At 68.0% G+C, this 14,422-nt stretch carries 12 protein-coding genes; 7 read left to right on the forward strand and 5 right to left on the reverse strand.

The window, feature by feature from the left end:
* Positions 1-383: 383 nt before the first annotated feature.
* Together xseA and queG are read right to left on the reverse strand one after the other, a co-directional pair.
* Entirely contained in the window at positions 384-1,724 is a 1,341-nt protein-coding gene (gene xseA / locus K5K93_RS19110) for an exodeoxyribonuclease VII large subunit (protein ID WP_222388709.1), read from the reverse strand.
* A gap of 45 nt (positions 1,725-1,769) precedes the next feature.
* On the reverse strand, positions 1,770-2,840 hold the full coding sequence (queG, locus tag K5K93_RS19115; protein ID WP_222388711.1) for a tRNA epoxyqueuosine(34) reductase QueG: 1,071 nt from the start codon (positions 2,838-2,840) through the stop codon (positions 1,770-1,772).
* Positions 2,841-2,863: 23 nt separating this feature from the next.
* On the opposite strand from queG, the gene K5K93_RS19120 reads away from it, so the two are divergent.
* The 6 genes from K5K93_RS19120 (at position 2,864) to K5K93_RS19145 (ending at position 10,406) form a co-directional block, all read left to right on the forward strand.
* On the forward strand, positions 2,864-4,348 hold the full coding sequence (locus K5K93_RS19120; RefSeq protein ID WP_222388713.1) for an NAD(P)H-hydrate dehydratase: 1,485 nt from the start codon (positions 2,864-2,866) through the stop codon (positions 4,346-4,348).
* Positions 4,345-4,827, forward strand: a complete 483-nt coding sequence (tsaE, locus tag K5K93_RS19125; RefSeq protein WP_025876369.1) for a tRNA (adenosine(37)-N6)-threonylcarbamoyltransferase complex ATPase subunit type 1 TsaE — start codon at positions 4,345-4,347, stop codon at positions 4,825-4,827. The genes K5K93_RS19120 and tsaE overlap by 4 nt, the downstream gene beginning before the upstream one ends.
* Before the next feature lie 82 nt (positions 4,828-4,909).
* Positions 4,910-6,487, forward strand: a complete 1,578-nt coding sequence (locus K5K93_RS19130) for an N-acetylmuramoyl-L-alanine amidase (RefSeq protein WP_222388715.1) — start codon at positions 4,910-4,912, stop codon at positions 6,485-6,487.
* Between the two features lie 132 nt (positions 6,488-6,619).
* Entirely contained in the window at positions 6,620-8,524 is a 1,905-nt protein-coding gene (gene mutL / locus K5K93_RS19135) for a DNA mismatch repair endonuclease MutL (RefSeq protein WP_093820517.1), read from the forward strand.
* Between the two features lie 11 nt (positions 8,525-8,535).
* Positions 8,536-9,465 (forward strand): DUF1684 domain-containing protein, encoded by a 930-nt coding sequence (locus tag K5K93_RS19140; RefSeq protein WP_080148394.1) that lies wholly within the window; start codon positions 8,536-8,538, stop codon positions 9,463-9,465.
* Between the two features lie 2 nt (positions 9,466-9,467).
* Positions 9,468-10,406 carry a TraB/GumN family protein gene (locus K5K93_RS19145; RefSeq protein ID WP_222388719.1) on the forward strand — a complete coding sequence of 313 codons (939 nt, stop codon included), beginning with the start codon at positions 9,468-9,470 and terminating at the stop codon, positions 10,404-10,406.
* An 81-nt stretch (positions 10,407-10,487) separates the two neighbouring features.
* On the opposite strand, the gene phaR is transcribed toward K5K93_RS19145, so the two are convergent.
* The 3 genes from phaR to gluQRS form a co-directional block, all read right to left on the reverse strand.
* Entirely contained in the window at positions 10,488-11,033 is a 546-nt protein-coding gene (gene phaR / locus K5K93_RS19150) for a polyhydroxyalkanoate synthesis repressor PhaR (RefSeq protein WP_025876379.1), read from the reverse strand.
* Between the two features lie 178 nt (positions 11,034-11,211).
* Positions 11,212-11,952, reverse strand: a complete 741-nt coding sequence (gene phbB, locus K5K93_RS19155; RefSeq protein WP_093820513.1) for an acetoacetyl-CoA reductase — start codon at positions 11,950-11,952, stop codon at positions 11,212-11,214.
* A gap of 17 nt (positions 11,953-11,969) precedes the next feature.
* Positions 11,970-12,890 carry a tRNA glutamyl-Q(34) synthetase GluQRS gene (gene gluQRS / locus K5K93_RS19160; RefSeq protein ID WP_222388722.1) on the reverse strand — a complete coding sequence of 307 codons (921 nt, stop codon included), beginning with the start codon at positions 12,888-12,890 and terminating at the stop codon, positions 11,970-11,972.
* Positions 12,891-12,983: 93 nt separating this feature from the next.
* Between gluQRS and htpX the strand changes: the two genes are divergently transcribed.
* Positions 12,984-13,850 (forward strand): protease HtpX, encoded by an 867-nt coding sequence (gene htpX, locus K5K93_RS19165; RefSeq protein WP_099784842.1) that lies wholly within the window; start codon positions 12,984-12,986, stop codon positions 13,848-13,850.
* The last annotated feature ends 572 nt before the right edge of the window (positions 13,851-14,422 follow it).

Below are 14,422 nucleotides of genomic sequence, written 5' to 3' on the forward strand. Positions count from 1 at the left end.
CCCACCCCGCCTTCGACAGATTTTCGCGATCTGTCGGAACGGCATGGCCTGCCTTTTGTGGGTGTCGACCTTGGTCGACACGGTAGATTCACGCCATGCGTGGATGAATTTCGATCAATTGTCGAAATATTCGATCCCGATGGAGATTCATCCACGCATGGCATGGATGTGCCAACCGCCGCCGGGAAACTGTCGAAGGTGGGGCGGTGTCGGATTGCGGGGTGTCCGCGGCATGGATGCCGCGGCCAAGCCCCCACGGACGGGTTTACGGCGTCCCCGCACTCCGACATCGCCCCGCCATCCCACGGAATGCCGCTCTCGCAGTTGCTTCGGCTGTTGCATTTGATTCGGCGGGTGCAGGGCGCAGCCCTGCCGAACACCCCTTACTTGACCGCAGTCACTTGTACGTCGATCACGCCGTCGCCGACGCGGGCCTGCAGTGCGTCACCTGGTTGCACCTGGTCGATCCGGCGCACCAGCGCGCCATCCTCTGCACGGGTCACGATGCTGTAGCCACGCGCGACGGTCGCCAGCGGACTGACCGCTTCCAGCGAACGTGCAAGGCCACGCAGGCGCAGCGCATCACGCTGCATCAGGCGCTGCAGCGCCGCTTGTGGGCGCCCGCCCAACGCGGCAAGGCGACGTCGCAGCGCCTCCATCTGCCGCTGCGGATGATGGCCCCGCAACACTGCGGCAGCGTGGCGCAGGCGGGCTGCGCGACGCTCCTGCTGCTGGTTGTGCGCTGCATGCAGGCGACGTCCGAGGTCCAGCTGACGACGGCGCAGCAGATCCAGTCGTGCCTGCGGACTCTGTGCGTTCAAGCGCAGCAGGGCGCGATCAGCGCGCTGCATCGCCTGCTGCATGGCGTGGCGTTGCAGCTGCACCATGCGAGCCGCGTTGCGGCGCAGGCGCAGGGCCAGGTCGCGCTGATCGGGTACCAGCAGTTCCGCGGCCACCGATGGCGTAGGCGCGCGCAGGTCAGCAGCGAAATCGCTGAGACTGAAGTCGGTTTCGTGACCCACCGCCGAGACCACCGGCGTGCCGCTGGCGGCGATTGCGCGGGCCAGCGCTTCATCGTTGAAGGCCCACAGGTCTTCCAGCGAGCCACCACCACGGGTCAGCAGGATCACGTCGTAGCGGCCGCTGGCATCGGCGGCCTGCAGCAGGCGGGTGATCTGCGCGGCAGCGGTTGCGCCCTGCACCAGGGTCGGCAGCAGATCCACTTCCAGCAACGGGAAGCGGCGGCCGAGCACGCTCAGCACATCGCGCACGGCGGCACCGGTGGGCGAGGTGATCACCGCCAGGCGCTGCACGTGGGCCGGCATCTGCCGCTTGCGGGTCGGGTCGAACAGTCCCTCGGCTTCCAGCCGCGCCTTCAGTTCCTCGAACGCGCGACGCAGCGCGCCTTCGCCGGCTTCCTCCATGTGGTCCAGCACCATCTGGTACTCGCCACGGGCGTCGTACAGGGTCACCTTGCCGCGCACCAGCACGCGCATGCCCTCGCGCGGTACGAACTTCAGGTACTGCGCCTTCATCCTGAACATCGCAGCGCGCAACTGTGCACGCGCGTCCTTCAGGGTGAAATACAGATGGCCGGACGCCGGCCGCGCCACGCTGCCCAGTTCGGCTTCCACCCAGATTGCCGGGAAGCTGCCTTCCAGCAGGTCGCGCGCCAGGGTGTTGAGCTGGCTGGGGGTGAGGACGTCGTTGTTGCGTGGCTGCATGGTGACGGCGTGGGGCAGATGGAGCAGGGGGCTCAGGATCGCACGTCAGCGCTGGCCGTGCTGGGCCAGTGCCCATTGCACGTGTTCGCGGACTACGGGTGAAGCAGCCTCGGCGCGCGTCTGCAGCGCAGACAGCGTCTCTGCCGTGGTTGGCGCATTGCCCAGTGCCACGGCGATGTTGCGCAGCCAGCGCTCATGGCCACTGCGGCGGATCGGGCTGCCTTCGGTACGGCGCAGGAATTCAGCTTCGTCCCAGGCGAACAACTGGTCCAGGCGTGCGGTGTCCAGGTTGTTGCGGGCGCGGAAGTCAGCTTCGTCGGTGCGCTTGGCGAACTTGTTCCAGGGGCAGACCAGCTGGCAGTCGTCGCAGCCATAGATGCGGTTGCCGATCAGCGGTCGCATCTCCACGGGAATCGCACCGTCATGCTCGATGGTCAGGTAGGAGATGCAGCGGCGCGCATCCAGCCGCTGCGGGGCGGTGATGGCCTGGGTCGGGCAGACGTCGATGCAGCGCGTGCAGGTGCCGCAGTGCGCGCTGGCCGGCGTGTCGATCGGCAGCGGCAGGTCGATGTAGATCTCGCCGATAAAGAACCACGAGCCGCCGTGGCGGTCGATCAGGCAGGTGTGCTTGCCGATCCAGCCCAGCCCCGCGTTGCGTGCCAGCGCGCGTTCCAGCACTGGCGCCGAATCGACGAAGACGCGGTAGCCCAGCGGCGCCACTTCATCGTTGATCTGCGTGGCCAGCTTCTGCAGGCGGTTGCGCATCAGCTTGTGGTAATCGCGGCCGAGCGCGTAGCGGGCGACGTAGGCGCGCCCCGGATCGGCCAGGGTCGCCCACGCTTCGGTGTCGTCCCTGTGGCTGTAGTCCATGCCCACCGAGATCACCCGCACGGTGCCGGGCAGCAGCTCAGCCGGGCGCGCGCGCAGGGTGCCGTGGCGTGCCATCCAGTCCATCGTGCCGTACAGGCCCTGGCCCAGCCAGTCGGCCAGGTGCGCCTCGTCCTCGCCCAGTTCGATGCCGGCGATGCCGCAGCGCTGGAAGCCATGCGCGCGCGCCAGATCGCGGATGCGCAGTACGGCCAGGGCCGGATCGAGGGGGGCAGGGACGGGGGACATGTGCACCAGTATAAAATCCCCGCATGGCCAACCTCGCCGATCTGTTCGATTCCCGTGCCGCACGCACACTCGATGCCCAGGCCTCCGCGCTGGCGGGCGATGGTGGCTGGGGCCTGATGGCCCAGGCGGGCCAGGCGGCCTGGCAGAGCCTGCTGCAGCACTGGCCGCAGGCGCGGCGGATCGGCGTGGTGGTTGGCAGCGGCAACAATGGCGGCGATGGCTATGTGCTGGCCTGTCATGCGCTGCAGGCCGGGCGGCAGGTGCAGCTGATCGCGCTGCCGGGCAGCCCACCTTCCACGGCGTTGGCGCAGCGCGCCGCAGCCGATTTCAGGTCCGCGGGCGGCACCGTCACTGATTTCAACGGCGAACTGGCCCAGGCCGATCTATGGGTCGATGCCCTGTTCGGCCTTGGCTTCTCCCGGGCACCAGAGGGCGCGGCGCTGGCCTTGATCGAGGCGCTGAACGCGCAGCAGGCGCCGGTGTTGGCGTTGGACGTACCCAGCGGTGTCGACGCCGACCATGGCTGCGTACCGGGCGCAGCCGTACGCGCGGCCCTGACAGTGCAGTTCATCGTCGCCCACCGCGGCCTGTACACCGGCGACGCACTGGAATACACCGGGCGCAGGCACCTGGCACCACTGGCGCTGGCCGATGCGGCCTGGCAGGGTGTCGTCGCTGCTGCAGAGTGCTGGACGCAGTCGCGCCTGCCGGATCTGCTGCCGCCGCGCCGTGCCAACAGCCACAAGGGTGAATCCGGCCACGTGCTGTGCGTGGGCGGCAACCATGGCAGCGGCGGTGCCATCGCGATGGCCGCCGAAGCTGCGCTGCGCGCTGGCGCGGGCCTGCTGAGCATCGGCACCCGCCGCGATCATGTCGGCCCGCTGCTGGCGAGGTTGCCTGAAGCGATGACGCACGCGCTGGAAGATGGCTCAGCGCTGCCGGCGTTGCTGGCAAAAGCCAGGGTGGTGGCGATCGGCCCGGGCCTGGGCCAGGACGAATGGGCGCGCGCGCTGTATGCGCGTGTGCTGCAGTCGGGCCTGCCGCTGGTGATCGACGCCGATGCGCTGAACCTGCTGGCGCAGGATGCGCATGCGCTGCCCGATGCGATCCTGACCCCGCACCCCGGCGAAGCCGCGCGCCTGCTGGAAACCACCACGGCGGCAGTCCAGGCCGATCGCTATGCCAGCGCGCAGGCGCTGGCCGAGCGCTATCACGCAGTGGTGGTGCTGAAGGGGGCGGGCAGCATCGTCGCCGCGCACGGCCACGCACCGCGACTGATTGCGGCCGGCAACCCGGGAATGGCGGTGGGTGGCATGGGCGACCTGTTGACCGGCATCATCGCCAGCCTGCGCGCGCAATGCCTGCCTGCGTTCGATGCGGCAGCAGGCGGTGCGCTGCTGCATGCCCTGGCCGGCGATGTCGCCGCTGCCGACGGTGCCCGCGGCCTGCTTCCCACTGATCTGCTGGCGCCCCTGCGGCGGCTGGCCAACCCGGAACGTTCCCGATGACCGAATTCTTCCTTGCTGACAGCAACGCCACCGAACTGCTGGGGCAATGGCTGGCAGCCACCCGTCCGCCGCAAGCGCTGGTAGAGCTGCGCGGTGATCTTGGCGCCGGCAAATCGACCACGGCGCGCGCGCTGCTGCGGGCGCTGGGCGTGCAGGGGGCGATCCGCAGCCCCACCTATACCCTGGTCGAGCGCTATCCGTTGTCCAGTGGCGGCGAGGCTTGGCACATGGACCTGTATCGCATCGGCCAGGCCGGCGAGCTGGATTTCCTCGGGCTGGACGAGGGCAGTGCCGTGCTGTGGCTGGTCGAATGGCCAGAGCGCGGTGCCGGTGCGCTGCCGCCAACCGATCTGGTGGTCGCACTGGAGATTGAAGGTCAGGGGCGTCGCGTGCGTCTCACTGGCATCAGCGACACGGGACGTGAATGGCTGCAGCGGCTTCCCGAAGGTGGCGACTTGCAGGCCCTTTCTGTCGGCTGACGAGAACAAACACCGGCAGGTTACGGATTATTAAGGAAAAAGGTGTTGCATTCCGTTCAGTGCGGTGATTGAATCCTGAGTCATGCGCCCGGGGAATCGACTCATTGCCATCTGTGCCGCCGTCGGACTTGGTCTGGCGAGCGTCAGTGCGTGGGCCGGTGAGGTCCGCCAGGTGCTGCTCAATACCGGTGCGACCGGAACCCGCGCGGAAATCGCCCTGGTCGGCAGTGGTGGCTACAAGACCCTGTCGCTGGCCGGCCCGAACCGGCTGGTGGTCGATTTCCCCGATTCCAGCGCGGTGCGTAACCTGAAGATGCCGTCGCCGCAGGGTGTGGTGACTGCGGTGCGTACCGGGCAGCCGGTGCCGGGCACTTTCCGTGTCGTATTCGACCTGGCCGAGACGGTCGCCCCCTTCCGCCCGCAGATGCAGCGCGAAGGCAATGAATCCAAGCTGGTGATCGAGTGGCCGGGCGATGGCCCGGCCGTGGCCGCCAGTCGCCCCGCGCCGACGCCTGCGCCGACGCAGCCGCCAGCGGCATCTTCGGTGAGTCCGGCTGCGGTCCCGGTCCCGACCCCTGCACAAACCGCGCAGTCCCGTGGTGATGCCGCGCGAGCCACTGCGCTGCTGACCGCGCAGGTCCAGCAGCAGGCCAGTGCCAGCGCAGCGGCACCCGCCGCGCCGACGCCGGCGCCGAGCACCACCCCGGTGCAGATGGCGGCAGCAGGTACCACCGCCAGCAGCACCCCGACGTCGTCGCCGGCAGCCATCCTGGCTGGTCAGGCCACCACTGCAGTTGTGGCCACCCAGCCCAAGCCGGTGCCGACACCTGTTGCGCCGACCGAGTCGCCGCGTCCGACCATGCCCAGCGATGCCTCGCGCATCCGCATGCAGCCGGGCATGCGTCACCTGGTGGTGGCGATCGATCCGGGCCATGGCGGCCAGGATCCGGGCGCCATCGGCCCGACCGGCAAGCGCGAGAAGGATGTCACCCTGGCGGTGGCGCGTGAACTGGCTCGCCAGGTCAACGCCACGCCTGGCCTGAAAGCCTTCCTCACCCGCGACAGCGATGTGTTCATCCCGCTGCCGATGCGTGCGCAGAAGGCGCGTGCGAACAAGGCCGACATCTTCATTTCGATCCATGCCGACGCCGCCGAAAACCGCTCGGCCACCGGTTCGTCGGTGTATGTGCTGTCGACCAAGGGCGCGTCTTCGCAGCGTGCACGCTGGCTGGCGGACAAGGAAAACGCGGCCGATCTGGTTGGTGGCGTACGCCTGCAGCAGACCGAAGGCACGCTGGCCAACGTCCTGTTGGACCTGGCCCAGAGCGGCTACATGAAATCCTCCGAGGACGCAGCCGGGCACGTGCTGGGCGGACTGAAGCGTATCGGCAACAACCACAAGCCCAACATCGAGCGCGCCAACTTCGCCGTGCTGCGGACCTCGGACATGCCGGCGATGCTGGTGGAAACCGCGTTCATCTCCAACCCGGACGAAGAGCGCCGCCTGATCGACCCCGCGTACCAGCGCAAGGTCGCCGGTGCGGTGCTGGATGGCGTGCACACCTTCTTCAGCCGCCAACCGCCGCCGGGCACGTTGTACGCCGCGCGCGCGCAGGCCGAAATCGACGCTGCAAGCACCGTGGCGGGCGGCAGCAAGTAACCCGCTGGATCGCCCGCGTCCGCTGGAGCCAGGCCACGCCTGGCTGGCTGGCGCCGCGTACGGTGGATCCCGACTCTCCTTGGCGCCGCTCCGCTATCATCGTGGCATGACGTCTGCCTGCCTTGCCTGCCCATGAACGCGCCCGATCCGCGTCCGATCCGGCCGCTGCCGGAAATCCTGATCAACCAGATTGCCGCCGGTGAAGTGGTCGAACGACCCGCATCGGTGGTCAAGGAACTGGTAGAGAATGCGATCGATGCCGGCGCCAGCCGCGTCGATATCGAGCTGGAAGAAGGCGGTGTGCGCCTGATCCGCATCCGCGACAACGGCAGCGGCATTGCCGCAGAACAGTTGCCGCTGGCGGTTTCGCGGCACGCCACCAGCAAGATCGCCAACCTGGATGAGCTGGAAGCAGTGGCCACGCTGGGTTTCCGTGGCGAAGCGCTGCCGTCGATCGCCTCGGTCAGTCGTTTTACCCTGGCCTCGCGGCGTGCCCATGATGAGCACGGTTCGGCACTGCAGATCGAAGGCGGCAAGATCGGCGAGGTGACCCCCCGCGCGCATGCGCCCGGCACCACGGTGGAAGTGCGCGAGCTGTTCTACAACGTGCCGGCGCGGCGCAAGTTCCTGCGCGCCGAGCGCACCGAACTGGGGCATATCGAAGAGTGGCTGCGTTCGTTGGCGCTGGCCCGTCCCGATGTCGAGCTGCGCGTCTCGCACAACGGCAAGGCCTCGCGTCGCTACAAGCCGGGCGACCTGTATTCGGACGTGCGCCTGGCCGAGACCCTGGGCGAGGACTTCGCCAACCAGGCCGTGCGCGTGGACCACAGCAGTGCCGGCCTGCGCCTGCATGGCTGGATCGCGCAGCCGCACTATTCGCGCGCCAGCACCGACCAGCAGTACCTGTACGTCAACGGCCGTTCGGTACGTGACCGCAGCGTCGCCCACGCGGTGAAGATGGCCTACGGCGACGTGCTGTACCACGGCCGCCAGCCAGCGTATGTGCTGTTCCTGGAGCTGGACCCGACGCGCGTTGATGTGAACGTGCATCCGGCCAAGCATGAGGTGCGCTTCCGCGATTCGCGGCTGGTGCATGACTTCGTCTACCGCACCCTGAAGGATGCACTGGCCGACACCCGTGCCGGCATGACCGCGCAGGAGATCGGTGCCGGCGCGGCGCATCCGGCCGCAGGCGACCCTGCGGCGGCGATGCCGGGCGCGACGGCGTCCAGCTTCGGCTACGTGCGCGGCCCGGCGCCCGGTGCCGGGCAGGGCGGCGGCGGTGGCGGCTTCTCTGGCTGGCGCCCGCAGCAGCCGCTGGGCCTGCAGGTGGCCGACGCACCCGCCGCCTATGCTGCGTTGTATGCGTCGCCAGCGGGTGCCGAGCGCGGTGCGGCAGTGCCGCCGATGCCGATGGAGAACGGATTGCCGGTCACCAGTGCCGACGCCGGCGTACCTCCGCTGGGTTACGCCGTTGCCCAGCTGCATGGCATCTACATCCTGGCCGAGAACGCCGAAGGCCTGATCGTGGTGGACATGCATGCGGCGCACGAACGCATCGGCTACGAGCGATTGAAGAATGCGCACGATGGCATCGGCCTGCAGTCGCAGCCGCTGCTGGTGCCGATCACCCTGGCGGTGGGCGAGCGCGAGGCCGATACCGCCGAGGCGGAGGCCGATACGCTGGCTGCGCTCGGGTTCGAGATCACCCGTGCCGGACCGGGCGCGCTGCACGTGCGCAGCATCCCGGCGCTGCTGGCCCATGCCGAGCCCGAAGGCCTGCTGCGCGATGTGCTGACCGACCTGCGCGAGCACGGCCAGAGCCGTCGCATCGCCACAGCGCGCGATGAGCTGCTGTCGACCATGGCCTGCCATGGCGCGGTGCGTGCGAACCGGCGCCTGACCGTGCCGGAAATGAACGCGCTGCTGCGCGACATGGAAATCACCGAACGGTCCGGCCAGTGCAACCACGGCCGGCCGACCTGGGCCCGTTTTTCGCTGGCGGAGATCGACCGCTGGTTCCTGCGCGGACGTTGAGGGGAGCACCGATGCGATTTTGCCGAATGGGCAGCCTGCTGGCGGCCCTGTTGTTGGTGGCCTGCAGCCCGGCACCCACGCCGGCACCGGCCGCCGTTGAGGATCCGGCCTTCGCCGCGCAGCAACAGCAATGGCGGGTGCTGCGCTACCAGGACCTGACCCGGCCCGACGGCTGGACCGCGCTGGTGGGGCTGCACTGGTTGCAGAACCGATCGCACTTCGTCGGCAGTGGCGACACCAGCGGCATCCGCCTGGCGGTGGGGCCGGCCAAGCTGGGCCTGCTGCGCCGTGACGGCGACCAGTGGTGGTTCACGCCGGAGTCCGGCACGGATGTCACCCTTGATGGACAGCCCGTGCGCGGGCGTGTGCGCATGGATACCGACAAGGATCCGCAGCCGACCCTGCTGGCCTTCGATGGTGGCAAGGGCCAGCTCAGCCTGATCCGTCGCGGCCCGCGTGATGCACTGCGGGTCAAGCATGCCGATGCACCGGCGCGCCGCGATTTCGCCGGCCTGCAGTACTGGCCCGGTGGCCCGCAATGGCAGGTGCAGGCGCGCTTCATCGCGCATCCGCCAGGCAAGACCCTGCCGATCGTGGACATCACCGGCCTGACCACCGAGATGCCCAACGCCGGTGCCGTGGAATTCGATCGCGACGGCCGCAGCTGGCGGCTGGAAGCGATCGGCGAACCGGGGCAGCCGCTGTTCCTGATCTTTGCCGACCGTACCAGTGGCCACGGCAGCTACCCTGCCGGCCGCTATCTGGATACCGATGCGCCCACGGCCGACGGCCACGTGACGATCGACTTCAACCACGCCCACAACCCACCGTGCGCGTTCACCGCCTATGCGACCTGTCCGTTGGCGCCGCCGGAAAACCGCCTGGACCTGCGCGTGGAAGCGGGTGAGAAGACGTATCACCTGCCTGAAGGAGAGGGTTGAACATGTTGATGAAACTGTTGTTGCGCAGTGTCGTTTTTCTCGCTGCCTGCGCCATCGGTCCGTTGGCCGTCGCGCGCGATGCGCCGGCCGAAGCCACGGCCGGCAAGCCGCCGGTGCCGCTGCTGTGGAAGGTCACCGGGCAGGGAGATGCACGCCTGTACCTGCTGGGTTCCTTCCACCTGTTGAAGCCGCAGGACTATCCACTGTCGACCGAGGTCGAGCAGGCATTCGAAGCCTCGCAGCGTGTGCTGTTCGAAGTGACCCCTGAGGAACTGCAGTCGCCGCAGATGGCCAGCCAGATGGTGCAGGTGGCTACCCGCAAGGACGGCAGCGAACTCAAGCGTGACCTGGATGCGCCGACCTGGCAGAAGCTGCAGGCCTATGCGACGCAGAACAAATTGCCATTGGCGCAGTTGCAGGGCATGAAAGCCTGGTTCGTCGGCCTGACCATCACCGTCGGGCAGATGCAGAAGCTGGGCCTGGACCCGGAGCTGGGGCTGGACCGGCACTTCATGCAGCGGGCGCAGAAGGCCGGCAAGAAGACCGCAGGCCTGGAAGACATGTCCAGCCAGATCAACCTGCTTGATGGCATGAGCGTGCAGGAGCAGCGGCAGATGCTGTCCGAGGCGCTGGATGAAGCGGGCAAGGGTGACGCCCAGGCGCAGATGCTGCATGAGGCCTGGCGCCGCGGCGACGATCGCCTGCTGTGGAGCCGGATGGGCGTGGAGATGCGCCAGAAGTATCCGCAGCTGTACCAGCGCATCAATACCAACCGCAACGATGCGTGGGTGCCCAAGCTGCTGCCGTACCTGCAGGCCGGGCAGGGCGGCACGCTGGTGGTGGTGGGCGGGCTGCACCTGCTGGGCAACGACGGTGTGGTCGAGAAGCTGCGGGCCAAGGGGTACAAGGTCGAGCGGGTCTGCAAGGGCTGCAGGAAGTAGGACCACGCCCCGCGTGGAGGCGTTCGAAACAGAACGGCGCGCCCATGGCGCGCCGTTATCGTATCCGCGGGGGCAGGGGCCTCAGCGGCGGGTCTTGCCGCCGGTGCCGGTGCCGCCGGTCGGATCGTTCGGCTTGCCGGCCGTACCGGCGCCGGTGCCCGTTCCGGTGCCACCCGGACGCGGGCCACCGAAACCGCTGCCCATGTTGCGCTGGAATTCCTGCCACAACTCCAGGTTGCGCTCGGTCAGCTGGTTCATCATCGCCCACGGCGTCTGCCCCAGCAGGTTGCCCATCTGCTGGCGGAACTGTTGCTGCTGGTCGAGGAAGACCTGCATGCTGCGCTCCAGGTAGTTGCCCATGAAGCCCTGCAGGGAATCGCCGTAGAAGCGGATCAGCTGGCTCAGCAGCTGGGTGGAGAGCATCGGTTCACCGTCCTGCTCCTGGTCGGCGATGATCTGCAGCAGGACCGATCGGGTCAGGTCGTCGCCGCTCTTGGCGTCGCGGACTTCGAAGTCTTCGCCGTCGAGGATCAGCTGGCGCACGTCCTCGATGGTGATGTAGCTGGAGATCTCGGTGTCGTACAGACGGCGGTTCGGATACTTCTTGATGATGCGGGTCGCAGCCATGAAGCGGTACTCGTCACAGTAGACGCGCAGCATGGCGCAGTGCAGCAGCGGTTGCAACCGCCCCAGCCCCCGCCAGGCTTGGCTTTCCGTCGCCGGAATGTTGCGCAGCAAGGCTTTGCGTGCTGCGCAGCATGACCAACGGCAGGGTGCAGCACGGGCTTTGAAGCCCTGGGGCCGCTTACCACCCCATATGGTGACCGCCGTTGATGTCCAGGTTGCTGCCGGTGATCCACGAGGCCTCTTCGGCCACCAGGAAGGACACGCCATAGGCGATTTCTTCCGGCTTGCCCAGGCGCCCGGTGGGGATGTCGGCGATGATCTTGGCGCGCACGTCCTCGGGCACCGCCATCACCATGTCGGTGGCCACGTAACCGGGTGAGATCGTGTTCACGGTGATGCCGAAGCCTGCATTCTCGCGCGCCAGCGAGATGGTGAAGCCATGCATGCCGGCCTTGGCGGCGGCGTAGTTGGCCTGCCCGTACTGGCCCTTCAGGCCGTTGATCGAGCTGATCTGGATGACCCGGCCCCAGCCGCGCCGGCGCATGCCCTCGATGACCGGGCGGGTGACGTTGAACACCGAATTGAGGTTGGTGTTGATCACATCATGCCACTGCTCCGCGCGCATGCGGTGGAAGGTGGTGTCGCGGGTGATGCCGGCGTTGTTGACCAGGATCTCGACCGGACCCAGCTCGGCCTCGACCGCGCGGACCAGGCCTTCGGCGCTGGCAGAGTCGGAGACATCGCCCGGGAAGATCGCCACGTGGTAGCCGCGTTCGGTCATCGCCTGCTGCCAAGCGCGGGCCTTGGTCTCATCGCGGTAGTTGGTGGCGACCCGGTGGCCCTGGTCGGCCAGGCGTTGGCAGATGGCGGTACCGATGCCGCCGGTTCCGCCGGTGACCAGTGCGACGCGAGATGTCATGGAAAGCTGTCCGGATGTCAGGTGGGGGAAGGGGGATTCTGCAACATCGGCGCGGAAAGTGCGCCGGCCGGCAGCAGAATGTCCGCGCGCGGCAGCAGGCCGGGGTTGAAGCTGCGCTGCGCGGCGGCCAACAGCGCGTCGCGGTCGTCGATGCCGTCCAGTGCGGTGCCCGGCTGGCCCAGCAGTACCCATAACCGGCGCAGCACCGGTACCGGCGCGCCGGCATCCACCGGCAGCGCGGCCAGTGACTTGGACAGTTTGTGGCCCGGCGCATCCAGCAGCAGCGGCAGGTGCCAGTAGCGCGGCGTCGGCAGGTCCAGCGCCTGCTGCAGCAGGATCTGCCGGGCGGTGGAATCGAGCAGGTCGGCGCCGCGCACGACTTCGTTCACGCCCTGCGCGGCATCGTCGACGACCACCGCCAACTGGTAGGCCCAGCAGCCGTCGGCGCGGCGCAGTACGAAGTCACCGACCTCGGCATGGACATCCTGTTGCTGCGGGCCGCGCAGGCCATCCTCGAAGCGCACGATGGTGCCGGGCGGCACGCGGAAGCGGACGGCCGGGTCCGCTCGTGCCTGCCGCGCGACGCAGCGATGGTGGATGCCTCCATTGGCCGCCAGGTCGCTCCGACTGCAGTGGCAGACGAACGCGTGGCCATCGGCCAACAGGCGGTCCAGCGCCGTCTGGTAGGCGTCGCCACGCGCGCTCTGCCAGATCACCGGCCCGTCATGAAGCAAGCCGAACGCGGCCAGCGCCTGCAGTTGCGCCTGTGCGGCGCCGGCCACCGTGCGGGGTGGATCAACGTCTTCGATGCGCAACCGCCACAGGCCGCCATGGTGGCGCGCAAGCAGCCAGCTGCCGAAGGCGGCAAGCAGCGAGCCGGGATGCAGCAGGCCGGTGGGCGAGGGCGCGAAGCGGCCGCAGGGAAGGGAGGAGGTCATGCAGGCTGAATCGTCGGTCAGGTTGGCGCTTGAATTCAAGCTGACTGCACCGCAGATTGACGGATATCAACCCCTTCCAAGCCGGAAATTCCCATGTTCACCCGTATTGCGCTGTTCCTGGCCACGAACTTTGCCGTGCTGATCCTCGCCAGCATCGTGATGTCGCTGATAGGGGTCGACCCCAGCCGGATGAGCGGCCTGCTGGTCATGGCTGCCATCTTCGGTTTTGGTGGTTCGCTCATCTCGCTGCTGCTGTCCAAGTGGATGGCCAAGCGCTCCACCGGTGCGGTGGTGATCACCGAGCCGCGCAACCAGACCGAGCGCTGGCTGCTGGCCACCGTCGAGCGCCAGGCCAAGGCAGCCGGTATCGGCATGCCGGAAGTGGCGGTGTATGACGGCCCGGAGATCAACGCCTTCGCCACCGGTGCCAACCGCAACAACGCGCTGGTGGCGGTGTCCACCGGCCTGCTGCACAACATGAGCGAGGACGAAGCCGAAGCCGTGCTCGGCCACGAGATCGCCCACGTCGCCAACGGTGACATGATCACCATGGCACTGCTGCAGGGCGTGCTGAACACCTTCGTGATCGTGTTGGCCCGCGTGGTCGGCGGGGTGATCGACAGCGCGCTGTCGGGCAACCGCGAAGGCGGCGGCCGCGGCTTTGCCTACTACATCATCGTGTTCGTGCTGGAGATGGTGTTCGGCCTGTTCGCCACGATGATCTCGATGTGGTTCTCGCGCCACCGCGAATTCCGTGCCGACGCCGGCGGTGCATCGCTGGCCGGCCGTCAGAAGATGATCTCGGCGCTGGAGCGGCTGCAGCTCAACCACGGCCAGAGCACCCTGCCGACGCAGATCGCCGCGTTCGGTATTGCCGGTTCGACGGCGAAGAAGCTGTTCATGAGCCACCCGCCGCTGGAAGAGCGCATCGCCGCGCTGCGGGCGTCGACGGTGGCGTAAGCCTCCGCGTGTAGAGCAGTGCAGGAACGCCTGGCCTCGCGCCGGGCGTTTTTGTTTGCGCGCTCACGCGTCGGTAGCGCCGGGCCATGCCCGGCGGATCGTTTCCGCGACCGCGGCGGGGCGTCACTTTCTTTGCTCGTGCAAAGAAAGTAACCAAAGAAACACGCCGCCGGCCGCGAGCCGACGTGCTGCGCACGCCGGTGCCCTGCGCTCCTCGGTCCGCCGAGGGACGGTGCGGGAACTCGCTGCGCTCAGACACCCGCACCTCTTCGCCCTCGCCGGACCTGCGGTGCTCGGCTCGCTCAAGGCGGACTCAAGGTCAAATGCCACAGCTGCACCCAGTAGATCCACGCCATGCGTGGATGCTCTTGCCGTTGATCTTGATCTTCCGGCCCGCCTTGAGCGAGCCGAGAAGCGCAGGGCACCGGCGCGTAGCGACGGCTCGCGGCCGGCGGCGCGTTTCTTTTGGTTACTTTCTTTGCACGAGCAAAGAAAGTGACGCCCCTCCGCGGTCGCGGAAATGATCCGCCGGGCATGGCCCGGCGCTACCGACGCGTGGGCGCAAAAACGAA

Source organism: Stenotrophomonas sp. DR822 (genome assembly GCF_019793815.1).
Classification (GTDB): domain Bacteria; phylum Pseudomonadota; class Gammaproteobacteria; order Xanthomonadales; family Xanthomonadaceae; genus Stenotrophomonas; species Stenotrophomonas indicatrix.